Raw genomic sequence first — 19,805 nt, forward strand, 5'->3', positions numbered from 1 at the left:
TTGAGGGTTCAGGCCCGGCGCGAAACGCGCGGCGCCCGCAGCAGCCCGCCATGCGGACCGCAGACGATGGAAAACAGGTAACAGACGCCGGCGACCAGGATGATGGCGGGCGAGGCCGGCACATTGAAGTGGTAGGACACCAGCAGGCCGGCGACCGAGGCGGCCACGCCGATGCCGGCGGCCAGCGGCAATTGGCCGGCGGCGGACCGCAACCAGAAGCGGGCCGCGGCGGCCGGCAGCATCATGATGCCGACCACCATCAAGGTGCCCAGCACCTGGAAGCCGGCCACCAGGTTCACCACCACCAGCACCAGGAAGATCATGTGGACCCAGCCGCCGCGGCCGCCGCTGGCGCGCAGGAAAGCCGGATCCAGGCACTCCGCCACCAGCAGGCGGTAGAGCGCGGCCAGTGCCAGCAGCGAAACGCTGGCCGTGATGGAGACCAGCAGCAACGACGCGTCGTCCAGCCCGAGCACCGTGCCGAACAGCACGTGCAGCAGGTCCATGTTCGAGCCGCGCAGCGATACCAGCAACACCCCCAGCCCCAGCGAGATCAGGTAGAAGGCGGCGAAGCTGGCGTCCTCGCGCAGCGGCGTCAGGCGCGCCACCAGTCCGGCCAGCAGGGCCACCACCAGGCCGGTGGCGATGCCGCCCAGCATCATGGCCCACAGCGACAGGCCCGACAGCAGAAAGCCGGCCGCCACGCCCGGCAGGATGGCGTGCGACATGGCATCGCCCATCAGGCTCATACGCCGCAGCACCAGGAACACGCCCAGCGGCGCCGCGCCGAGCGACAGCGAGCACGCGCCGGCCAGCGCGCGCCGCATGAAGCCGTAATCGATGAAGGGCGACACGACCCACTGCGACGCGCTCATGCGTAGGCCCTCGCGTGCCATTGACGCGCCGTCTTCAGGTGGGCGTCGGTCAGGACCGACTGCGTGTCGCCCCAGGCCACCACGGATCCCGACAGCAGCAGGCACTGCGGGAAGTGCTCGCGCACCATGTCCATGTCGTGCAGCACCGCGATCACCGAGCGGCCCTGGCCGTGCAGGCCGCACAGCAACGCCATCAGGTCGTCCGCGGTATGGCTGTCGACGGCGGTGAACGGTTCGTCCAGCAGCAGCACCGGCGCGTCCTGCACCAGCATGCGGGCGAACAGGGTACGCTGCATCTGGCCGCCCGACAGCGTATCCACGCCGCGGCCGGCCATGTCCGCCAGGCCCACGGTTTCCAGCGCCTGCATGCAACGGTCGAGTTCGTCACCACCGTAGCGCCGCCACCCGCCAACCCGGCGCCAGGCGCCCAGGGCCACCAGGTCGAGCACCGTCACGGGAAAGGCGCGGTCCAGTTCGGCGGCCTGCGGCAGCCAGGCCAGCTCGGCGCGGCCGGCGCCGCCGATGCTGACGCGGCCCGACATCGGCCGCAGTACGCCCATGATGCCTTTGACCAGGGTCGATTTGCCCGCGCCATTGGGCCCGATCACGGCGGTCATGGCGCCCGGCTCGAAGCGGCCCGAGACGCCGCGCAGCGCCGCGTGCCCGTGCCACCCGAAGGAGGCGTTGTGCAGCTCGATGGCGACCGGGGCGGCGCTCACCGCGGCCACCAGTCCAGCGCCCAGCCGGTCAGCGCCCACAGCGCGGCGACCGCCACCAGGGCGAAGGCCATCCGGCGCCAGGCGGATACGAGGAAGGCGGAACGGAACGACGCGCGGAGCCGCGGCGCGGCGCCGGGCCGCGGAGGCAGGAGCGAAAAATGGGACATGACGGCGGCAAACGGTAAAACATCATTATGTTATATCATATCTAAATCGGCTTGAATCGACGGCTTTTGCCCGCACCTGGATGTTTTCTGCTACCTTCCAGGCATCTCGCGCGCGTCGCGCGCGTTCCCTATTCAGATGAAGCCCGCCATGCCCGCTCCGCCCCGTTCCCCCCGCAGTGACACCGTAGGCGCCCAACTCAGCGTCGCCGAGGCGCTGTGCGAACAACGCGGCAGCCGCCTGACCCCCATCCGCCGCAAGGTGCTGGAACTGCTGCTGCGCCATGGCCGCAGCCTCAAGGCCTACGAGCTGCTCGAGGCGATGCGCGAAGTGCATCCGGGCGCCGCGCCTCCCACGGTGTACCGTGCGCTGGACTTCCTGATGGACGAAGGCCTGATCCACCGCCTGGACGCGGTCAACGCCTGGAGCGCCTGCCACGACGTCGGCGGCGCGCCCCATGACCTGCTGGTGGTCTGTACTGGCTGCGGCGCGGTGGCCGAAGTGTCCGACCCCGCCATGAGCCGCCAACTGGCCGAGCGCGTCGCCCAGACGGGCTACGTGCTGGCCACCCACGAGACCGAGATCCGGGCCCTCTGCCCGCAGTGCCAGAAGCAGCAACCGGCCGACGCCGGGCATCACCACCATCATCATTGAGACGCGCGGCTCGGCCCGTCGGATCGGGCCCTGCCCGGCCGCCCTCCACCCGCCCTCATCCGGACCCTTGAAATCCGGAAAATCGCCCCAAAATAGCGATATCGCCCGATACTTGACGGCGTACAGCCGCGATCTGGGCGGCTACGGCCCCCGGGTTGGCCCGGGGTTTGCCCCCTGCCCCCGACTGTGCTGTAATCCTGCGTCCGGCCGCAATCGGCGGCCCTCGCAGCCTGTGGCAGTAACATCGGTCGAGCGATGTCAGGCAGGCAATCGGCACCCGCTGCCGTCCGCCAGCATCCCGCGCTTGACCGCCGTGTCTAACCGCCTTTACTTCACGCAAGCAGCTTCGCCATGAACACCCCGCGCAGTTTGGACAAAATGGTTCCCGTCACCATCCTCACCGGCTTTCTCGGTGCGGGCAAGACCACCCTGCTCAAACGCATCCTGACCGAATTCCACGGCCGCCGCGTCGCCGTGATCGAAAACGAATTCGGACCCGAAAGCATCGACAACGACCTGCTGGTGCAGGACAGCGACGAGGAAATCATCGAGCTGTCCAACGGTTGCGTCTGCTGCACGGTGCGTGGCGACCTGATGCGCACGCTGTCCGACCTGCGCGCCAAGCGCGAGGCCGGCACCTTGAATTTCGAACGCGTCATCCTGGAAACCACCGGCATGGCCAACCCCGGCCCGGTGTGCCAGACGTTCTTCATGGACGACGACATCGCCGAGTACTACCGCCTGGACGCGGTGGTCACGGTGGTCGACGCCAAGCACGGCATGGCGACGCTGGACGAACAACCCGAAGCCCAGAAGCAGGTCGGCTTCGCGGACCGCATCCTGATCTCCAAGAAGGACCTGGTCAACGATGTCGACTACGAAGCGCTGCGCAACCGCCTGCTGCGGATGAATCCGCGCGCGCCCATCACGCCGGTCAACTTCGGCGACGCCGACCTGAAGTCGATCATCGACATCAGCGGCTTCAACCTGAATTCCATCCTGGACATCGACCCGGACTTCCTGGCCGATGAGCATCCCGACGCCGCCCACAGCCATGCCCACGGGCACGGCCACGATCATGACCACGGCCATGACCATCACGGTCACGACCACGACCATGACCACGAGGGCGAGTGCGGGGCGCACTGCAATCACGCGCATCATCACCACCCCAAGCACGACGACGAGATCGGCGCCTTCGTGTTCCGTTCGAACAAGCCGTTCGATCCCGCCCGGCTGGAGGAATTCCTGGGGGGCGTGGTGCAGGTCTATGGTCCCGATCTGCTGCGCTACAAGGGCATCCTGTACATGAAGGGCATCAACCGCCGCATGTTGTTCCAGGGTGTGCACATGATGATGGGCGCCGAACCCGGCAAACCGTGGACCGCGGCCGAAAAGCCGTCCACCAAGATGGTCTTCATCGGCCGCAAGCTGCCCCAGGAGATTTTCACCCGGGGCTTGGAGCAGTGCCTGGCGGGGTGATCCCCTTTTTTGGATACGTGACGCGGTGCGACGAAGGCAGTACTGTGAGGTACGAATAGCGTAGGCAGCAAGCACACGGACCGGGAAGACAAGCCCGCGCCAGGATCGATTCATAGTGGAGTGTTTTCATGGCTACCAAGGCAGCAACCAAAAAATCAAGCAAGTCGACGAGCGATACGGCGATTGATCTGCCCAGCGAGAAGGAATTGCTGGCCATGCCCGAGTCCGACTACATGAACGAACGCCAACTGGCGTTCTTCAAGGAACGGCTCAAACAACTCGAACAGGACATCCTGGCCAACGCCGGCGAGACCACCGAGCACCTGCGTGAAACGCAGTTCGTGCCCGACCCCGCCGACCGCGCCACCATCGAGGAAGAACACGCTCTCGAGCTGCGCACCCGCGATCGCGAACGCAAGCTGCTCAAGAAGGTGCAACAGTCCATCGCCCGCATCGACAGCGGCGAGTACGGCTGGTGCGAGGAAACCGGCGAACCCATCGGCATCCCGCGCCTGCTGGCCCGCCCCACCGCCACCCTGTCGCTGGAAGCGCAGGAACGGCGCGAAATGCGGCAGAAGCTGTACGGCGACTGATCCGTCCCGTTATTCAAACGCCACATCGAAAGGCTATGCTGGTTTCCGGCATGGCCTTTTTTCATTGCCGGGCCGTCCCAACCTGACGACGCCTCCGAGGAGGCTGATGGCCGAAGATGCCGGGGGGAGGCCGCGGTTTCTTCGTTGGCCGGCAAGCCTTGATTTCGTCCGCATCGCCCCCAGCTAGTCCTTTCAAAGGAAGGAACGCATGGAACAATTTCACGCCACCACCATCGTGTGCGTGCGCCGCGGCAACCGCGTCGCACTGGGCGGCGATGGCCAGGTCACCCTGGGCAACATCGTCATCAAAGGCACGGCGCGCAAGATCCGCCGCCTGTACCACGACAAGATCCTGGCCGGCTTCGCCGGCGCCACCGCCGACGCATTCACGCTGCAGGAGCGTTTCGAAGCCAAGCTCGAAAAGCACCAGGGCAACCTGATGCGCGCGGCGGTCGAACTGACCCGCGACTGGCGCACCGACCGCGTCCTGCGCCGGCTCGAGGCCATGCTGATCGTGGCTGACGCCGAGCACACGCTGGTGCTGACCGGCAACGGCGACGTGCTCGAGCCCGAGCACGGCCTGGCCGCCATCGGCTCGGGCGGGGCCTATGCCCAGTCCGCCGCCCTGGCGCTGCTGCGCAACACCGACCTGGCGCCCGAGACCATCGTCAAGCAATCGCTCGAGATCGCCGGCGACCTCTGCATCTACACCAACCAGAACCACGTCATCGAGACGCTGGGCGACTGACGCGCCCTCGCGGCGCCAGTCCGGCGCCGCGGCCCGTCCCCCAGCATCGCCCCGCTTCAAGGATCCGCCCTCATGTCCGCCTCCAACATGACGCCCGGAGAGATCGTCTCCGAACTCGACAAGTACATCGTCGGCCAGAACCGCGCCAAGCGCGCGGTGGCGGTGGCCCTGCGCAACCGCTGGCGCCGCCAGCAGGTGGCCGAGCCGCTGCGCCACGAGATCCACCCCAAGAACATCCTGATGATCGGCCCCACCGGCGTGGGCAAGACCGAGATCGCGCGCCGCCTGGCCAAGCTGGCCAACGCGCCGTTCATCAAGATCGAAGCCACCAAGTTCACGGAGGTGGGCTACGTCGGCCGCGACGTCGACACCATCATCCGCGACCTGACCGAATACTCCATCAAGCAGACCCGCGAGCTGGAGATGCGCCGCGTGCGCACCCAGGCCGAGGACGCCGCCGAGGACCGCATCCTCGACGCCCTGGTGCCGCCGCCCCGCGGCGCAACGGGCGAGCCCGAGCGCGGTGAAGACAACAGCGCCCGCCAGACCTTCCGCAAGCGCCTGCGCGAAGGCAAGATCGACGATCTGGAGATCGAAATCGAAGTGGCCCAGGCCGCGCCGCAGATGGACGTCATGACGCCTCCCGGCATGGAGGAAATGGCCGAGCAACTGCGCGGCATGTTCGCCGGCCTGGCGCGCGACAAGAAGAAGTCCAAGAAGATGAAGGTGCGCGAAGCCTTCAAGCTGATCGTCGACGAGGAAGCCGCCAAGCGCATCAACGAGGAAGACCTGCGCACCGTCGCCATCAACAACGTCGAGCAGAACGGCATCGTGTTCCTGGACGAGATCGACAAGATCGCGGCGCGCCAGGAAAGCGGCGGCGCCGACGTCTCGCGCCAGGGCGTGCAGCGCGACCTGCTGCCGCTGGTCGAGGGCACCACCGTCAACACGCGCTACGGCATGGTCCGCACCGACCACATCCTGTTCATCGCCTCGGGCGCCTTCCACCTGGCGCGCCCGTCCGACCTGATCCCCGAGCTGCAGGGCCGCTTCCCGATCCGCGTCGAACTGGAATCGCTGACGGCCGAGGACTTCGTGCGCATCCTGGGTGACACCGACGCCTCGCTGACCAAGCAATACACGGCGCTGCTGGCCACCGAGGACGTGCAACTGGAATTCACCGACGAAGGCGTGCGCCGCCTGGCCGAGCTGGCCTACGAGGTCAACGAGACCACCGAGAACATCGGCGCCCGCCGCCTCTATACCGTGATGGAAAAGCTGCTGGACGAACTGTCGTTCGACGCCACGGCCTCCAGCAACAAGACGGTGAAGATCGACGCCGCCTACGTCAACGCGCAGTTGGCCGAAGCCGCCAGCAGCCAGGACCTGGCCCGCTACGTGCTATAAGGCCCGTGCCCCGGCTCCTGCCGGCCGCATGAACACGAAGGCCCGCCGCGAGCGATCGCGGCGGGCCTTTTTCCGGGACGGCGGCGTCCGCGCCGGACCTGCCGCGGCGGTGCCGATCGCCATGCGGGCGCCGTATCGACGCCCGCGGCGCGCGTTCAGTTGGTGATCGCGGTCACCACATACTTGCCATCCTTGCGCTCGGCGGTGAAACGCACCTTGTCGCCGGCCTTGATCTTGGCCAGCAGCGCCGGATCGGCGTCGTACACCAGCGTCATGGCCGGCAGGTCAAGCGCCTTGATGGCGTCGTGCTTGATGGTGACCTTGCCCGCGCCCGGGTCCACGCGCCGCACCTCGCCGCTGGCGTCGGCCTGCTGCGCGAACGCCAGCGGCGTGGCCAGCGACACGACGGCCATCGCGGTGGCGACGGCCAGGGGCGTGGTGTATTTGCGGTTGAAAGCCATGCTCTATCCTCCGATTGCCATGAAAGCGCCGCGCCGGTCTTGTCGCGCGCGCCCGCTTTCCACAATGCTAGGATACCGCCCTTGTGCAATAGTTTCCCCGTAATAACGCAACAATCCTGACGGTTGTTTGCAAAGGACATCTCATGGCCAACCGCCTTTCAGTCATCGCTACCCGCACCGGCGACGACGGCAGCACCGGACTGGGGGACGGGTCGCGCGTGCCCAAGGACGCGGCCCGCATCGCCGCGCTGGGCGATGTGGACGAATTGAATAGCGTCGTCGGCCTGCTGCTGACCGAGCCCCTGCCGGCCGACGTGGCCGCCGATCTGCTGACGATCCAACACGATTTGTTCGATATGGGCGCCGAATTGTGCATTCCCGGCCATGTCGCGCTGGAAGATGCCCAGGTGGCGCACCTGGACGCGCGGCTGGCGCATTACAACGCGACCCTGCCGCCCTTGCGCGAGTTCATCCTCCCGGGCGGCTCGCGCGCGGCCGCGCAGGCCCATCTGGCGCGCACCGCGTGTCGCCGCGCCGAACGCGCCGTGGTGGCGCTGGCGCGCGAGGAGGCGGTGAATGCGCCGGTGCGGCAATACCTGAACCGGCTGTCGGACCTGATGTTCGTGCTGGCGCGCTACCTGAACCGCGAAGCGGGCCGGCCCGACGTGTTCTGGACCAGCCGCGTGTCGCGGCAGGCCACGGAATGAGAGATGCCCCCCAGCCGCGCCTGCGGCTTGCTGCCTCCAAGGGGACGCTTTCATCTTGAGGATGCCTCGGCGCTGAAATGAAAAATGCCCCTTCGTGAACTGACCCCCGAAAGTTGGATATTGATCCGACCTTCGGGGGTTTTTACATGGCGAAGTATGAAGAGCAATTCAAGATCAAAGTGGTGCAGGCGTACCTGCAAGGCACGGACGGCTTCAAATCGGTGGCGCGCCGATACGAAGTGCCGCACTCAATGGTGCGGCGCTGGGTCGGGAGTTTTCGAGCGCATGGCGTTAACGGGTTGCGCAGGCAATCTGGCTCGTACAGCGCGGCCTTCAAACAATCGGTGCTGATCAAGATCCGGCGCGAAGGTCTGTCGGACACGCAGGCAGCGGTGTTGCTGGGGATTCGTCATACAGGGCACATTACGAAATGGCGCGCCCAGTATGATGCTGGGGGTATAGAGGCGCTGGCGCGCAAGCGCCGAGGAGCAAGCATGCCGCATAAGTACCCCCCAGAGCCGGTGTCCAAGGACATGACCAAGGAAGAACTCGAGCAAGAGCTGGCCTATCTGCGCGCGGAGAACGATTACCTAAAAAAAATGAAGGCCTTGATCGAAGCGGAGAAGACCCGGGCGCTGGTTGGAAAGCGCAAGTGGTCCAAGGATTAAGGCCCAAGCATCCGCTGGCACTACTGCTACGCGTCGCCAAGCTGTCGCGCAGCACGTTTTATTACCACCTGAAGTCGTTCGGAGCCGTGGACCCGTACACCGAGCTCAAGCAGCGCATCAGCGCGGTCTACGCCCGTCACAAGGGCCGCTACGGCTACCGCCGGATTACGGCGGTCTTGCGCCAGGCCGGTGAGCTAGTGAACCACAAGACCGTGCAGAAGCTGATGCAGGCGCTAGGCTTGAAGTCGCTGGTGCGCGCCAAGAAGTACCGGTCCTACCGAGGCCAATCGCACCACGTGGCGGCCAACGTGTTGGCGCGCGACTTCGAGGCGGCGCGTCCGAACCAAAAGTGGGTCACCGATGTGACCGAGTTCAACGTACGAGGCGAGAAGCTGTACCTGTCGCCGGTGATGGACCTATACAACGGCGAGATCGTGGCCTACGAGACCAGCCGCCGGCCGGTGTTCAAGCTCGTGGGCAGCATGCTGAAGAAGGCGCTGGCGCGGCTGCTGCCGACGGAGCGTCCAGTGCTGCACTCCGATCAGGGTTGGCAGTACCAGCAGCAGAACTACAGGCGGATGCTGGCAGATAGATCGGTGACGCAAAGCATGTCACGCAAGGGAAACTGCCTGGACAATGCCGCTATGGAAAGCTTCTTCGGCACGCTCAAGGCTGAGTTCTTCCACTTGAATCGCTTCGAAAGCATCGAGCAGTTGCAAGCCGGCATTCGACAGTACATCCGTTACTACAATCACGATCGCATCAAGCTCAAGCTAAAAGGCCTGAGCCCGGTGCAATACCGAGCTCAGGCCTTCGGGCTTTAGCTGACTGTCCAACTTCTGGGGGTCAGTTCATCGCGCGGGGCATTTTCCTTGTTGGCGTTGAGACGGCAGGAGCCTTAGTTGGGCACGCCCGCCGCATGCGCCTGCTCATCGGCGTGGTACGACGAACGCACCATGGCGCCGACCGCGGCATGCGAGAAGCCCATCGCATAGGCTTCGCGCTCGAACATCGCGAAGGTGTCGGGATGCACGTAGCGCAGCACCGGCAGGTGGTGTTCCGACGGCTGCAGGTATTGGCCGATGGTGAGCATGTCGACGTTGTGCTCGCGCATGTCGCGCATCACCTGCAGGATTTCCTCGTCGGTCTCGCCCAGGCCGAGCATCAGGCCCGACTTGGTCGGCACGTTCGGATGCAGCTTCTTGAACTCGGCCAGCAGCTTGAGCGAGTGCATGTAGTCCGAACCCGGGCGGGCCTGCTTGTACAGGCGCGGCACGGTTTCCAGGTTGTGGTTCATGACGTCCGGGGGACCGGCGTTCAGGATGGTCAGGGCGCGGTCCAGGCGGCCGCGGAAGTCCGGCACCAGCACCTCGATGCGGGTGGTGGGCGACAGTTCGCGGATGTGGGTGATGCAGTCGACGAAGTGGCCGGCGCCGCCGTCGCGCAGGTCGTCGCGGTCGACCGAAGTGATCACCACATACGACAGCTTCATCGCGGCGATGGTGCGCGCGAGGTTTTCCGGTTCCTTGGTGTCGAGAGGGTCGGGGCGGCCATGGCCCACATCACAGAACGGGCAGCGACGGGTGCACTTGTCGCCCATGATCATGAACGTGGCCGTGCCCTTGCCGAAGCACTCGCCGATGTTCGGGCAGGACGCTTCCTCGCACACCGTGTGCAGGTTGTGCTCGCGCAGGATGCGCTTGATGTCGTAGAAGCGCGAACCCGGCTGGGCCGCCTTGACGCGGATCCATTCCGGCTTCTTCAGGCGTTCGGCCGGGATGATCTTGATCGGGATGCGCGCCGTCTTGGCCTGGGATTTCTGTTTCTGCGTCGGATCGTACGCCGTTTCCGCGGGCGCGGCGGCGGCTTCGTTCGAGGGCACAGACGACTCGGCAAGCGTGGACATGGAACACCTTCACGACCGGCGCGCGCGGCGTTGCGGTCTGAGACAAAAGAGGACATTTTACCCCCTGCGCCCAAATCCGCCCCGAATGGCCCGGCGCCGGGCCGCGCCGGGTTATCGTCACGCCTGATGAATCCGTGCCGCCTGCCCTCCATGTCGACCCAGCCGCTCCCCCGCCCCATCGCCCTGATCGCCCCCCGGCTGGACGCCGGGCCGGCCGCCCGCGCCGTGCAAGCCTGCGCCGAACGGCTGGCGCCTGCCGGCTACTACCTGGCCGCCGCTCCGTGGCGTGACGCGGCCCTGCTACCGCTGCTGACTCCGTTGGCGCCGGCCGCCGCGCTGGTGATCGGCCCGCTGGACGATCCGCAGCTACGCGCCGCCGTGGCGGCGCTGGAAATCCCGGTGGTGGAAACCTGGAGTCCGCCGGCCGCCCCGCTGGACAGCCTGATCACGGTCGACAATGCCGAAGCCGGCCGGCAGGCGGCCCGCCATTTCGCCGAAAAGGGCCACGCGCGCATCGCCTGCGTCAGCGCCGACACCCCGTGGGAGCGCGCCCGCCGCGAGGGCTTCATCGGCAGCGCGGCCGCGCTCGGGCTGGATCTGGTCGCCGACATCGTGCAACCCGAGGCGCAGCAACTGAACGATGGCCGCATGGCGTTTCTGCGCCTGCTGGCCACCAATACGATCTTCGATGCGGTGTTCTGCACGTCGGACGTGCTGGCCGCCGCCACGGTGTCGGAGGCCCACAACCGCGACTTGCAGGTGCCACAGGACCTGGCGGTGCTGGGATTCACCGAGGACGGCAGCGCACCGCAATGGGTACAGGGCCTGACGACGCTGGGACTGGACGCGGCCGAGCTGGGCCGCCGCGCGGGCCAGTTGCTGCTGGACCGGCTCGATGGCGAACAACCGGCCGGCACGCGCCTGACGCTGGACATCGTGTTCGATGCGCGCCTGAGCACATAGCGCGAGCAGACCGGGTGACGGGCGAAGACGCGCTGACGCCAGCGGGAGCGCCTCGCGCGGGCCCTGGCGCCGAGGGCGGGGCATCGCCCGCCTTTCAGGCGCCGGTTTCGTACAGTGCGGGAAAGCCGCAGTCGCGCAACATCGCGTCGGCTTCACGCAGGAAGGCCGGCGTGGAGGTCTCGGGCACGCGCGCCAGCCACTGCACCGCCTCTTCCTTGCGGCCGCGCAACAGCAGCATGCGGCCCAGGTGGAACATGCCGCGGAAGTCGCCGCCCTCGGCGCAGCGCTGGTAGCAGTCGAACGCGCGCTCCAGGTCCTGCTCGACTACGTCGCCCGCTTCGTAGAAGCGGCCCACCACGCCGATGGATTTGACGTGTCCGGCCTGCGCGGCCTGCTGGTACAGCGCCAGCGCCGCGGCGCGGTTTTGCGCCACGCCGCCGCGACCGCTCTTGAGCATGTGCGCGTAGTTGTACATGCCCCAGTCCAGTCCGCGATCGGCGGCCAGCCGGAACCAGTACGCCGCCACGGTATCGTCCGGCGCGACGCCCCAGCCGTTTTCGTAGCAGCGGCCGATCATGTTGATGGCCATCACGTGATCGGCGTTGGCGGCGCGCTTGAACCAGGCCAATCCTTCGGCCTGGTCCTGGGGCACCCCCACGCCATCGAGCAGCATCTGGCCGAAAATGGTCTGGGCCTCGACCAGGCCCATTTCGGCCGCCGCGCGGATCCAGGCGGCGTACTGCGGCGCCGGCCCGGCGCGCAGGCCGGCAAGCGCTTCAGGGGTGGTCGCGGCCACCTCGGCAGGGGTAAAGCTAGTCTTCATGCGGGCGTCCTTGCCTGGCGCCACAAGCGGGCCAGATTGCGCGCCAGCGCGTCGCCCACTTCCGTGGGCTCGCGCCGCACGCTACAGGAGGCCATGTCAACCGTGCGCAGGCCGGCGTAACCGCAAGGGTTGATGCCCAGGAACGGCGCCAGGTCCATCGCCACGTTCAGCGACACGCCGTGATAGGCGCGGCCGTTGCGGATCTTGATGCCCAGCGCGGCGATCTTGGCCAGATCGCCGCCCTCGGGATGCGCCACGTACACGCCCGGCGCGCCGGGCTTGCGGCACGCGCCGGGCAGGCCCATTTCATCGAGGGTGTCGATCACCGCCGATTCCAGCAGCGCCACGTACTCCTTCACGTACATGTCGACGCGGCGCAGGTCGAACAAGGCGTAGGCCATCACCTGGCCGGGGCCATGGTACGTGACCTGGCCGCCGCGGTCGCAATGGACGATGGGGATGGCGCCGGGGTTGAGCACGTGCTCGGGCAGGCCCGCCTGGCCCAGCGTGTAGACCGGGGCGTGCTCGCACAGCCAGATCTCATCGGGCGTTTCGGCCGACCGCTGGTCGGTGTACGCCTGCATGTCCCGCCACACGGACAGATAGTCCGCGGGCCGCGCGAGCCACTTGATCACAACCGCCGGCCCTACAGGACGATCGACACCATCGGGTGGCCGTGCAAGGCCTGGTACAGGCTGTCGAGCTGCTCGCGCGAGGTGGCGCGCACCGTGAAGGTCAGGCCCATGTAGTTGCCGCCCTTGCTGGGCCGCATCTCGACCGTGGCGGCATCGAAGCCCGGGTCGAAGCGCAGCACGACCTCGGTCAGCGTCTGCGCGAAGTCGGGATGGTGCTTGCCCATGACCTTGATGGGAAAGTCACTGGGGTACTCGATGAGGGATTCTTCGGGCGGAATATGCATGATGGATGGCCTGGGGCGTCAATCTGTCTATATGGGGGCAGGCATCGTGCAGGCAAGGCCCGCCGCCGGCGCGGGGGGCCGCCGGGGCCGCCCCGCGTGGCCGTTCTAGAGCGCGGCGATGCGGGCATCATAACCCGCGCGCAATTGCGCAAAAACGGGGCCAGGCTTGCCCGAACCCACCGGCCGGCCGTCCAGCGACACGATAGCCAGCACTTCCTTGGTGGCCGAAGACAGCATCAGTTCATCGGCCTGGGCGACCTCGTCCTGGGTGATGCGGCGCGCCTCGAACGGGATACCGGCTTCGGCGGCCAGCTCGCCCATCAGGCCGTAGCGGATGCCTTCCAGGATCAGGTTGTTCTTGGGCGGGGCCAACAGCTTGCCGCCGGAGACCACCCAGATGTTGGTGGACGACCCCTCCGTGAGGAAACCGTCGCGGAACTGCAGCACCTCGTCGACGTGGGCGTCGACCGCCTGCTGCTTGGCCAGCACGTTGCCAAGCAGCGACACCGACTTGATCTCGCAGTGCAGCCAGCGCTCGTCGGGGATGGTGATGGCGGACAGCCCCTGCGCGCGGGCCGCGGCCGACGGCGGCGCCCAGGCCGAGACCATGCCGAACACCGTCGGCTTGACCGGCTCGGCCGGGAACTGGTGGTCGCGCTTGGCCACGCCGCGCGTGACCTGCAGGTAGACGATGCAGGTCTCCAGGTTCGAGCGCGCCAGCAACTGCTCGATCAGGTCGATCCAGCCCGCGCGGTCGAACGGCTGGGCGATGCGCAGGGCCGCCAGGCTGCGGTCCAGGCGGTCCAGGTGCTCGGCCATGCGGAACGCATTGCCGCGGTAGACGGGCACCACTTCGTAGATGCCGTCGCCGAAAATGAAGCCGCGATCGAGCACGGAGACCTTGGCCTCGTCGATACGCACAAACTCGCCATTGAGAAACACCTGGCTTTCGCCCGGCACGCCCGGAATCATGAGCCGCTCCTGAGAATCAAATGGATAGGGACGGGCCACCCGGCCCGCCCCTTCTAGGTAAAGCTTACACCCGCGACCGCGCCCGCGGCGCGTCCGCTTACTGGAACCAGCGCTTGACGGTGTCGACCATGCGACCGAAGAAGCCTGCGCGTTCGACGGCGTCCTGCACCACCAGCGGCTCGGTGCGCAGCACCTTGCCGTCCAGCGTGAACTGCAGCGTGCCGACCTGCTGGCCCTTGGTCAGCGGCGCGATCAGGGGATCGGTGCGCTGCGCCACGGGCTTGAGGTCGCCGGCCTTGCCGCGCGGGACCGCGATCGAGACCGGGTTGGGCGGGCCGAGCTTGACGTTCTCGGCCGTGCCTTCCCAAACGCGGGCGTCAATGCCGGGCTGGCTCTTGTCGAACAGCTTGACCGTGTCGAAGTTCTGGAAGCTCCAGTTCAGCAGCTTCAGGCTTTCCTCGGCGCGCGTGGCTTCGCTGTCGGTGCCCACCACCACCACCAGGATGCGGCGGTCGCCGCGCACCGCGGTCGACACCAGGCAGTAGCCGGCCGAATCGGTGTGGCCGGTCTTCATGCCGTCGACCGACGGGTCGGCCCACAGCAGGCGGTTGCGGTTGGGCTGGGTGATCTTGTTGTAGGTGAAGCTCTTCTGCTTGTAGTAGTGGAAGAACTGCGGATGATCGGTGATCAGGTGCGCCGACAACGTGGCCAGGTCGCGCGTGGACGTCATGTGCTGCGGATCGGGCAGCCCGGTGGCGTTCATGAAGTGGGTGTTGCGCATGCCCAGGCGCTCGGCCTCCTGGTTCATGAGCGTGGCGAACGCGGCTTCGCTGCCGCCGACCGCTTCGGCCAGCGCCACCGAGGCGTCGTTGCCCGATTGCACGATCATGCCCTGGTTCAGCTCATCGACAGTGACCGGCTTGCGCGGCTCGATGAACATGCGCGAACCGCCGGTGCGCCAGGCGTGCTCGGACACGGGCACGGTCTGCTCCAGCGTCAGGCGCTTTTCCTCGAGCGCGTTGAACACGACGTAGGCCGTCATGATCTTGGTGAGCGAGGCCGGCTCGACCTTCATGTCGGGGTTCGACGCCGCCAGGGTCTGGCCGCTGTTCACGTCGATCACGATCCAGGCCTTGGCCGCGATGGTGGGCGCGGGCACCGCCGACACGTCGCCCACCGGCACCACGCCCGTCGCCGTCGGCGCGGGGGCCGTGGCGCCCGCGGCCGCCGGCGTCGCGGCGGGCGCCTGCTGGGCCCACGCCGGCAGCGACGTCGCGAGCATCGCCGACAACACCGCGCCGGCCAGGGCACGACGCGCAAAGACAACGGGGGAAGGGGTGGAGTGAGACAAATTCTTCATCGGCAACGTGGGTCCAGGAAAGACGCCCGCCGGCGCGGGGCAAGTGGCTGACAATTATAGGCAGTCGATGAGACCCGTCCGGCCCGGGATGGGTTCCTTGGCCATTTAAAACATGCAACTTGATGCAACGCGCCGCCTTGCGCGGCGCGCCGTTCAATCGAGTTTGACCTTCAAGTGGGCCTGCACGAGTTGGCGCAACACGAGCAGCTTGCCGTGGAAAAAGTGCGAGGCGCCAGGAATCACCACCACGGGGATCGAACGCGGGCGGGCCCAGTCCATGGCTTCCGACAGGGGCACGACCTCGTCCTCTTCGCCATGCACCATCAGCGTGTCGCCAGGCACCTGGACCTCGTGCGACTGGAAGCGGTTGACGGCGGGGCCCATCAGCATCAGCGCGCTCGGCAGCACGGCATCGCCCTGCTCGACCAGCGCGGCGTAGGTCTGCGCGGCCACGGCCGTGCCGAACGAAAAGCCGGCCAGCACCCAGGGCGCCTGCGCCAGCTCCGGGTGCAGCTCGCGCATCTGCGCCACGACGGCCAGCATGTCCTGCGTTTCGCCAACGGACTTGTCGAACGCGCCTTCCGACAGACCGACGCCGCGGAAATTGGGCCGCACCGCCACCAGGCCGTGCTGGACACAGGCGCGCGACAGCGTGGTCACCACCTTGTTCTCGCGCGCCCCGCCCTGCAGCGGATGCGGATGCAGCACCAGGGCCCAGCCCCGCGGCGGGCCGTCGGGCCAGTCCACCGCGCAGTCGATGCGGCCGGCGGCGCCGGCGAAGGCGTGGGTTTGAGTGCTTGCGGGCATAGGAGAAACTCGTGCTGCGTGGAAAAGAAGGATGTTAACCGGCGGGTCGGGCTGCGGCCTTCGGTTGCGCGGCCAGCCATTGCGCCAGTTGATCGGCGGCGTCGTCGGTGGCCTGGCGCAAGGCGGCCACGCCGCCCGCGGCATCCTGCGTGGGCGCGGGCGCCTGCGTCGCGATACGCAACTGGCCGACCACGGCGCGGCCGTTCAACAGCACCGCCTGCAGCAGCACACGGCCCTCGCTGGCCGATCCATCGGGCGTGAAGACCTGTTCGAACTGCGACAGATAGACCTGTACCTGCGGCGTCTGGCCGTTGGCGCGCTCGGCCAGCACCGGTCCCTGGCGCGACAGGCGCTCGATCAGGCGCTGGCGCACCAGGTCCGACGGCGACGACGCCCAGCGATAGGTGGCGTAGGCCTGCGGCGCGGCGCTGTCGCCGACTCGCCAGATCACGCCGGTGCTGGACAGCGCCGGCACGGCCGAGAACACCAACGCGATGGGATCGCGCGCCGGCAGTTGGGGCGCCGGGCGGGCGTCCAGGCCCAGATCGAATAGGGCTGGCGGCGCGCCGACGCGGCCCACGCCGCAACCGGCCAGCGCCAGGGTCAGGATCAGAATCGCGCTACGCATCTTCATTTCGGCTGTCTCCCAAAACCGGCGAAGCCGGCCTCGCCCGGCCCGGGCGCCGCCGGCGCCGGTCCGAACAATAACGATTGCGGCGTGTTGTCCACGCGGCGCAAGGTGAAGGTGGCGCTGCGCGCGGCCTCGGTGACACTGGCCGCCATGCCGGTGATGGCCGGCAGCGTCTCGTTGTCCAGGCGCGAGGCGGCATAAGCGATGTCGCTGAGACTGCGCGTCGCCATGGCCAGCGCGCCGTCGGGCGCGTTCAGGCGCGCCAGCGACTGCCGCGCCTGTTGCGCCAGGTCCGCCACTTCGCGCGCGGCGCGGTCGGCCTGGCGCGAGGTGCTGCCCAGCGAATCGACCAGCGGGCCCAGCTTGGCCAGGGCCGGCGCGAGGTCGCGGCTGGCCTCTTTCAGAGACTGGGTGATGTCGGTGGCGTTCTGCAGACTGGCCGTCAGCGCCTGCACATTCTGTTCGCTCAACAGACGGCGCAGTTGTTCGGTGGCGTCTTCGACATTGGAAATGAGCCGTCCGCCGCGCTGCTCGATGCGATCCAGGAAGCCCGGGCGCAGCGGAATCGCCGCCGGGTTGGCTTCGGTCGACGCCAGGCTCTTGAACGAGCTGCCGTCGTCGCGCAGCTCGACGTTGGCCATGCCGGTCACGCCCTGCACGCCCAGCTCGGCCCAGGTCGATTCGGTGATCGGCGTGTTCGGCGCCACGCCGATGCGGATACGCACCTGGCCGGGCTTGTCGGGGTTGAGCGCGAGCGACTGCACCTTGCCCACCGGCACCCCTTGATAGCGCACGGTCGACTGCGGATTGAGCCCGCTGACGGCCGTGGCAGAGATGATTTCATAGGTTTGCAGTTTGGTCCGGTCGCGGCCGATCCAGACGGCCACCAGCGCAGCGGCGGCCAGCAGGACCAGCGTGAAGATGCCGGCCATGAGCGCGTGACTACGGTTTTCCATGATGCGTTCCCTTCGGCGCCATGTCCCCGAGCGCGCGCAAGCCACGCTCGCCCAGGAAGAATGTGTGTATGAACGGGTGGTCGACCTTCAGCACTTCCGGCACCGTGTCGCATACGATCACCCGCTTGTCCGCCAGCACGGCGACACGGGTGGCCAGCGCGAGCAGCGTGTCCAGGTCGTGCGTCACCATGACGACGGTAAAGCCCAACTGCCGGTGCAGGCTGCGCACCAGGTCCACGAATTCGTCCGAACGCAGCGGATCCAGGCCCGCCGTGGGTTCGTCCAGGAACACCAGTTCCGGGTCCAGCGACAGCGCGCGCGCCAGGGCCACGCGCTTGACCATGCCGCCGGACAGGTCGGACGGCCGCTTGCCGGCATCCTGCGCCGACAGGCCGACCATCGCCAGGCGGCACATCACCACATCGTGCACCAGGTCCTCCGGCACCGTGCGCAGCTCGCGCAGCGGCAGCGCGACATTGTCGAACACCGACAGCGCCGAGAACAGCGCGCCTGCCTGGAACAGCATGCCCCACCGGTACGACAGGCGCCGGCGCTCGCTCGGCGTCAGTTCCGACAGGGTATTGCCCAGCACCCGGATGGTGCCGGCCGCCGGCCGGTCAAGCCCGATGATCTGCCGCAGCAGCACGGTCTTTCCCGTTCCCGACCCACCCACCAGCACCAGGATCTCGCCGGGGAAGACGGTGAGGTCCAGATTGTCGTGCACCACATGGTCGCCGAAAGCGGTGCGCAACCCGCGCACGGTAATGACCGGGGCGACCGTGACGTGCTCTTCGGTGAACAGGCGTTGTTGCTCGGCGCCGGCCATCAGATGCCCACCGAACTGAAAATGACCGCGTACAGCGCATCCAGCAGGATCACCCCGGTGATCGAGGTGACCACCGAGGTGGTGGTGCCGCGCCCCAGGCTTTCCGTATTGGGCTGAATGCGCAGGCCGAAATGGCAGGCGATCAGCGCGATCAGGATGCCGAAGGTCACGCCCTTCAGGATGCCGATCCAGTAATTGGTCAGGGAAATGGCATCGGGCAGCGACTGCAGGAACCATTGCGCCGAGACCCCCAACTGCACCTGCGCCGCCAGCATCCCGCCCAGGATCGCCATGGCGTCGGTCCACAGCACCAGCAGCGGCATGGTCACGGCCAGCGCCACCACGCGCGGCAGGATCAGCCGCTGACCATGCGAAATGCCCATCACCAGCATCGCGTCCAGCTCCTGCGTGACCCGCATGACCCCGATCTGCGCGGTGATGGCCGAACCGGAACGGCCCGCCACCAGGATGGCCGCCAGCACCGGCCCCAGCTCGCGCACGATCGACACGCCCAGCAGCCGCACGATGAAGCGGTCGGCGCCGATCATCTGCAATTGCTGGGCCGACAGGTATGACAGCACCACGCCGATCAGAAAGCCCACCAGCGCGGTGATCCCCAGCGCCTGCGCCCCCGTGCGGTAGACCTGGGCCGAGATCTCGCGCCATGGGCCGCGCGACGGGCGCCGCAGCATGCCGAACAGGTCCAGGATGAGCTGCCCCAGCATGATCAGCAGCGCGCGGCCGTTCTCGGCCGCCTGCAGCACGGCATCGCCCACGGCGCGCAGCCAGCCCCACAAGGGCTCCGGACGCGGCGGCGCCTGCTTGCCGCCCTTGTTCGTCGCCAGGGCGGTGAACACATCCTGCTGGCCAGCCGACCAGCGCACCCGCTCGGGCAGCTTTTCGCCCCAGGCCTGCCAGATGAGCAGCGCGCCAATGGTGTCGAGCCGGGTGATGCCATGCAGGTCCCAGCGCGCACCCGCGCCGGCTGCCTTGGCCATGGCGGCGCGGCGGCGTTCGACCTCGCCAGGCTCGGCCAGCGCCAGCACGCTCCAGTCGCCGCCGACGTGGCACACACCCGCTTCCTGGCGGAAGGGCGCGGCGGCGGCGGACGCGGACGGGGCGGAATGCGGCATGAACGCTGGATCGCAATGCAAAATGTATCG

General features: G+C 67.5%; 23 protein-coding genes. 8 read left to right on the plus strand and 15 right to left on the minus strand.

Annotation, left to right across the window (positions count from 1 at the left end):
* Positions 1 to 8 precede the first annotated feature (8 nt).
* The 3 genes from ACUDCK_RS27755 to ACUDCK_RS27765 are packed head-to-tail and all read right to left on the minus strand — an operon-like array spanning position 9 to position 1,761.
* Positions 9 to 875, minus strand: a complete 867-nt coding sequence (locus tag ACUDCK_RS27755) for a metal ABC transporter permease (protein WP_175168259.1) — start codon at positions 873 to 875, stop codon at positions 9 to 11.
* Complete coding sequence (locus tag ACUDCK_RS27760; protein WP_081273351.1) at positions 872 to 1,594, minus strand: metal ABC transporter ATP-binding protein; 723 nt, start codon at positions 1,592 to 1,594, stop codon at positions 872 to 874. Before ACUDCK_RS27760 ends, ACUDCK_RS27755 begins: the two co-directional genes overlap by 4 nt.
* The gene (locus tag ACUDCK_RS27765; RefSeq protein WP_167517671.1) at positions 1,591 to 1,761 is read right to left on the minus strand and encodes a hypothetical protein; all 171 of its coding nucleotides are present in this window, start codon (positions 1,759 to 1,761) and stop codon (positions 1,591 to 1,593) included. The genes ACUDCK_RS27760 and ACUDCK_RS27765 overlap by 4 nt, the downstream gene beginning before the upstream one ends.
* A 148-nt stretch (positions 1,762 to 1,909) precedes the next feature.
* Between ACUDCK_RS27765 and ACUDCK_RS27770 the strand changes: the two genes are divergently transcribed.
* The 5 genes from ACUDCK_RS27770 to hslU all read left to right on the plus strand — a co-directional run bounded on the left by ACUDCK_RS27770 (position 1,910) and on the right by hslU (position 6,643).
* On the plus strand, positions 1,910 to 2,413 hold the full coding sequence (locus tag ACUDCK_RS27770; RefSeq protein ID WP_054501175.1) for a Fur family transcriptional regulator: 504 nt from the start codon (positions 1,910 to 1,912) through the stop codon (positions 2,411 to 2,413).
* 351 nt (positions 2,414 to 2,764) lie between these two features.
* A complete protein-coding gene (locus ACUDCK_RS27775; RefSeq protein WP_144656004.1) occupies positions 2,765 to 3,895 on the plus strand; it encodes a CobW family GTP-binding protein in 1,131 nt (376 codons plus the stop codon).
* Positions 3,896 to 4,023: 128 nt separating this feature from the next.
* Positions 4,024 to 4,488, plus strand: a complete 465-nt coding sequence (gene dksA, locus ACUDCK_RS27780; protein ID WP_006389752.1) for an RNA polymerase-binding protein DksA — start codon at positions 4,024 to 4,026, stop codon at positions 4,486 to 4,488.
* Positions 4,489 to 4,696: 208 nt separating this feature from the next.
* On the plus strand, positions 4,697 to 5,236 hold the full coding sequence (gene hslV, locus ACUDCK_RS27785; protein ID WP_006391917.1) for an ATP-dependent protease subunit HslV: 540 nt from the start codon (positions 4,697 to 4,699) through the stop codon (positions 5,234 to 5,236).
* Between the two features lie 72 nt (positions 5,237 to 5,308).
* Positions 5,309 to 6,643: an ATP-dependent protease ATPase subunit HslU gene (hslU, locus tag ACUDCK_RS27790; RefSeq protein ID WP_144656007.1), complete on the plus strand. Its 1,335-nt coding sequence runs from the start codon at positions 5,309 to 5,311 to the stop codon at positions 6,641 to 6,643.
* A 155-nt stretch (positions 6,644 to 6,798) separates the two neighbouring features.
* Here the strand turns inward: hslU and ACUDCK_RS27795 are convergent, their stop codons facing one another.
* On the minus strand, positions 6,799 to 7,104 hold the full coding sequence (locus ACUDCK_RS27795; protein ID WP_054500316.1) for a copper-binding protein: 306 nt from the start codon (positions 7,102 to 7,104) through the stop codon (positions 6,799 to 6,801).
* Between the two features lie 143 nt (positions 7,105 to 7,247).
* Here ACUDCK_RS27795 and ACUDCK_RS27800 point away from each other — a divergent pair, with 143 nt between their 5' ends.
* Together ACUDCK_RS27800 and ACUDCK_RS27805 are read left to right on the plus strand one after the other, a co-directional pair.
* A complete protein-coding gene (locus ACUDCK_RS27800; protein ID WP_054500315.1) occupies positions 7,248 to 7,811 on the plus strand; it encodes a cob(I)yrinic acid a,c-diamide adenosyltransferase in 564 nt (187 codons plus the stop codon).
* Between the two features lie 146 nt (positions 7,812 to 7,957).
* Positions 7,958 to 9,303 (plus strand): IS3 family transposase gene (locus ACUDCK_RS27805; RefSeq protein WP_445659239.1). Its coding sequence is split into 2 segments (ribosomal slippage): positions 7,958 to 8,422 and positions 8,425 to 9,303, totalling 1,344 coding nucleotides; the frame shifts between segments, so codons are not numbered across the junction.
* A gap of 74 nt (positions 9,304 to 9,377) precedes the next feature.
* Here ACUDCK_RS27805 and lipA read toward each other — a convergent pair.
* Positions 9,378 to 10,385: a lipoyl synthase gene (lipA, locus tag ACUDCK_RS27810; protein ID WP_054418514.1), complete on the minus strand. Its 1,008-nt coding sequence runs from the start codon at positions 10,383 to 10,385 to the stop codon at positions 9,378 to 9,380.
* A 150-nt stretch (positions 10,386 to 10,535) separates the two neighbouring features.
* Between lipA and ACUDCK_RS27815 the strand changes: the two genes are divergently transcribed.
* A complete protein-coding gene (locus ACUDCK_RS27815; protein ID WP_068981393.1) occupies positions 10,536 to 11,348 on the plus strand; it encodes a substrate-binding domain-containing protein in 813 nt (270 codons plus the stop codon).
* A 94-nt stretch (positions 11,349 to 11,442) separates the two neighbouring features.
* Here the strand turns inward: ACUDCK_RS27815 and ACUDCK_RS27820 are convergent, their stop codons facing one another.
* The 10 genes from ACUDCK_RS27820 to ACUDCK_RS27865 form a co-directional block, all read right to left on the minus strand.
* On the minus strand, positions 11,443 to 12,171 hold the full coding sequence (locus ACUDCK_RS27820; protein ID WP_054500312.1) for a tetratricopeptide repeat protein: 729 nt from the start codon (positions 12,169 to 12,171) through the stop codon (positions 11,443 to 11,445).
* Positions 12,168 to 12,806, minus strand: a complete 639-nt coding sequence (lipB, locus tag ACUDCK_RS27825) for a lipoyl(octanoyl) transferase LipB (RefSeq protein ID WP_054488218.1) — start codon at positions 12,804 to 12,806, stop codon at positions 12,168 to 12,170. The genes ACUDCK_RS27820 and lipB overlap by 4 nt, the downstream gene beginning before the upstream one ends.
* Positions 12,807 to 12,817: 11 nt before the next feature.
* The gene (locus ACUDCK_RS27830) at positions 12,818 to 13,090 is read right to left on the minus strand and encodes a YbeD family protein (RefSeq protein WP_047993153.1); all 273 of its coding nucleotides are present in this window, start codon (positions 13,088 to 13,090) and stop codon (positions 12,818 to 12,820) included.
* Between the two features lie 105 nt (positions 13,091 to 13,195).
* Positions 13,196 to 14,062: a D-amino acid aminotransferase gene (locus tag ACUDCK_RS27835; protein WP_064526746.1), complete on the minus strand. Its 867-nt coding sequence runs from the start codon at positions 14,060 to 14,062 to the stop codon at positions 13,196 to 13,198.
* A gap of 97 nt (positions 14,063 to 14,159) precedes the next feature.
* On the minus strand, positions 14,160 to 15,422 hold the full coding sequence (locus ACUDCK_RS27840) for a D-alanyl-D-alanine carboxypeptidase family protein (RefSeq protein ID WP_144656013.1): 1,263 nt from the start codon (positions 15,420 to 15,422) through the stop codon (positions 14,160 to 14,162).
* Between the two features lie 153 nt (positions 15,423 to 15,575).
* On the minus strand, positions 15,576 to 16,229 hold the full coding sequence (locus ACUDCK_RS27845) for an alpha/beta hydrolase (protein ID WP_054500309.1): 654 nt from the start codon (positions 16,227 to 16,229) through the stop codon (positions 15,576 to 15,578).
* Between the two features lie 34 nt (positions 16,230 to 16,263).
* Positions 16,264 to 16,863, minus strand: a complete 600-nt coding sequence (locus ACUDCK_RS27850) for an ABC-type transport auxiliary lipoprotein family protein (protein WP_116791342.1) — start codon at positions 16,861 to 16,863, stop codon at positions 16,264 to 16,266.
* On the minus strand, positions 16,860 to 17,816 hold the full coding sequence (locus tag ACUDCK_RS27855) for an MlaD family protein (RefSeq protein ID WP_445659281.1): 957 nt from the start codon (positions 17,814 to 17,816) through the stop codon (positions 16,860 to 16,862). The genes ACUDCK_RS27850 and ACUDCK_RS27855 overlap by 4 nt, the downstream gene beginning before the upstream one ends.
* The gene (locus tag ACUDCK_RS27860; protein WP_054500306.1) at positions 17,803 to 18,642 is read right to left on the minus strand and encodes an ABC transporter ATP-binding protein; all 840 of its coding nucleotides are present in this window, start codon (positions 18,640 to 18,642) and stop codon (positions 17,803 to 17,805) included. The genes ACUDCK_RS27855 and ACUDCK_RS27860 overlap by 14 nt, the downstream gene beginning before the upstream one ends.
* Complete coding sequence (locus ACUDCK_RS27865) at positions 18,642 to 19,775, minus strand: MlaE family ABC transporter permease (protein ID WP_175167937.1); 1,134 nt, start codon at positions 19,773 to 19,775, stop codon at positions 18,642 to 18,644. The genes ACUDCK_RS27860 and ACUDCK_RS27865 overlap by 1 nt, the downstream gene beginning before the upstream one ends.
* Positions 19,776 to 19,805: the final 30 nt, after the last annotated feature.

The sequence above is a fragment of the Achromobacter sp. CF-sbj1-Ac2-l genome, assembly GCF_052698165.1.

Excerpts from the sequence above, each read along its gene's own strand:
- ACUDCK_RS27755 (WP_175168259.1), bottom strand. The coding sequence starts at position 875 with ATGAGCGCGTCGCAGTGGGTCGTGTCGCCCTTCATCGATTACGGCTTC.
- ACUDCK_RS27765 (WP_167517671.1), bottom strand. The coding sequence starts at position 1,761 with ATGTCCCATTTTTCGCTCCTGCCTCCGCGGCCCGGCGCCGCGCCGCGG.
- ACUDCK_RS27770 (WP_054501175.1), top strand. The coding sequence starts at position 1,910 with ATGCCCGCTCCGCCCCGTTCCCCCCGCAGTGACACCGTAGGCGCCCAA.
- ACUDCK_RS27775 (WP_144656004.1), top strand. The coding sequence starts at position 2,765 with ATGAACACCCCGCGCAGTTTGGACAAAATGGTTCCCGTCACCATCCTC.
- dksA (WP_006389752.1), top strand. The coding sequence starts at position 4,024 with ATGGCTACCAAGGCAGCAACCAAAAAATCAAGCAAGTCGACGAGCGAT.
- hslV (WP_006391917.1), top strand. The coding sequence starts at position 4,697 with ATGGAACAATTTCACGCCACCACCATCGTGTGCGTGCGCCGCGGCAAC.
- hslU (WP_144656007.1), top strand. The coding sequence starts at position 5,309 with ATGTCCGCCTCCAACATGACGCCCGGAGAGATCGTCTCCGAACTCGAC.
- ACUDCK_RS27795 (WP_054500316.1), bottom strand. The coding sequence starts at position 7,104 with ATGGCTTTCAACCGCAAATACACCACGCCCCTGGCCGTCGCCACCGCG.
- ACUDCK_RS27800 (WP_054500315.1), top strand. The coding sequence starts at position 7,248 with ATGGCCAACCGCCTTTCAGTCATCGCTACCCGCACCGGCGACGACGGC.
- lipA (WP_054418514.1), bottom strand. The coding sequence starts at position 10,385 with ATGTCCACGCTTGCCGAGTCGTCTGTGCCCTCGAACGAAGCCGCCGCC.
- ACUDCK_RS27815 (WP_068981393.1), top strand. The coding sequence starts at position 10,536 with ATGTCGACCCAGCCGCTCCCCCGCCCCATCGCCCTGATCGCCCCCCGG.
- ACUDCK_RS27820 (WP_054500312.1), bottom strand. The coding sequence starts at position 12,171 with ATGAAGACTAGCTTTACCCCTGCCGAGGTGGCCGCGACCACCCCTGAA.
- ACUDCK_RS27830 (WP_047993153.1), bottom strand. The coding sequence starts at position 13,090 with ATGCATATTCCGCCCGAAGAATCCCTCATCGAGTACCCCAGTGACTTT.
- ACUDCK_RS27835 (WP_064526746.1), bottom strand. The coding sequence starts at position 14,062 with ATGATTCCGGGCGTGCCGGGCGAAAGCCAGGTGTTTCTCAATGGCGAG.
- ACUDCK_RS27840 (WP_144656013.1), bottom strand. The coding sequence starts at position 15,422 with ATGAAGAATTTGTCTCACTCCACCCCTTCCCCCGTTGTCTTTGCGCGT.
- ACUDCK_RS27845 (WP_054500309.1), bottom strand. The coding sequence starts at position 16,229 with ATGCCCGCAAGCACTCAAACCCACGCCTTCGCCGGCGCCGCCGGCCGC.
- ACUDCK_RS27850 (WP_116791342.1), bottom strand. The coding sequence starts at position 16,863 with ATGAAGATGCGTAGCGCGATTCTGATCCTGACCCTGGCGCTGGCCGGT.
- ACUDCK_RS27855 (WP_445659281.1), bottom strand. The coding sequence starts at position 17,816 with ATGGAAAACCGTAGTCACGCGCTCATGGCCGGCATCTTCACGCTGGTC.
- ACUDCK_RS27860 (WP_054500306.1), bottom strand. The coding sequence starts at position 18,642 with ATGGCCGGCGCCGAGCAACAACGCCTGTTCACCGAAGAGCACGTCACG.
- ACUDCK_RS27865 (WP_175167937.1), bottom strand. The coding sequence starts at position 19,775 with ATGCCGCATTCCGCCCCGTCCGCGTCCGCCGCCGCCGCGCCCTTCCGC.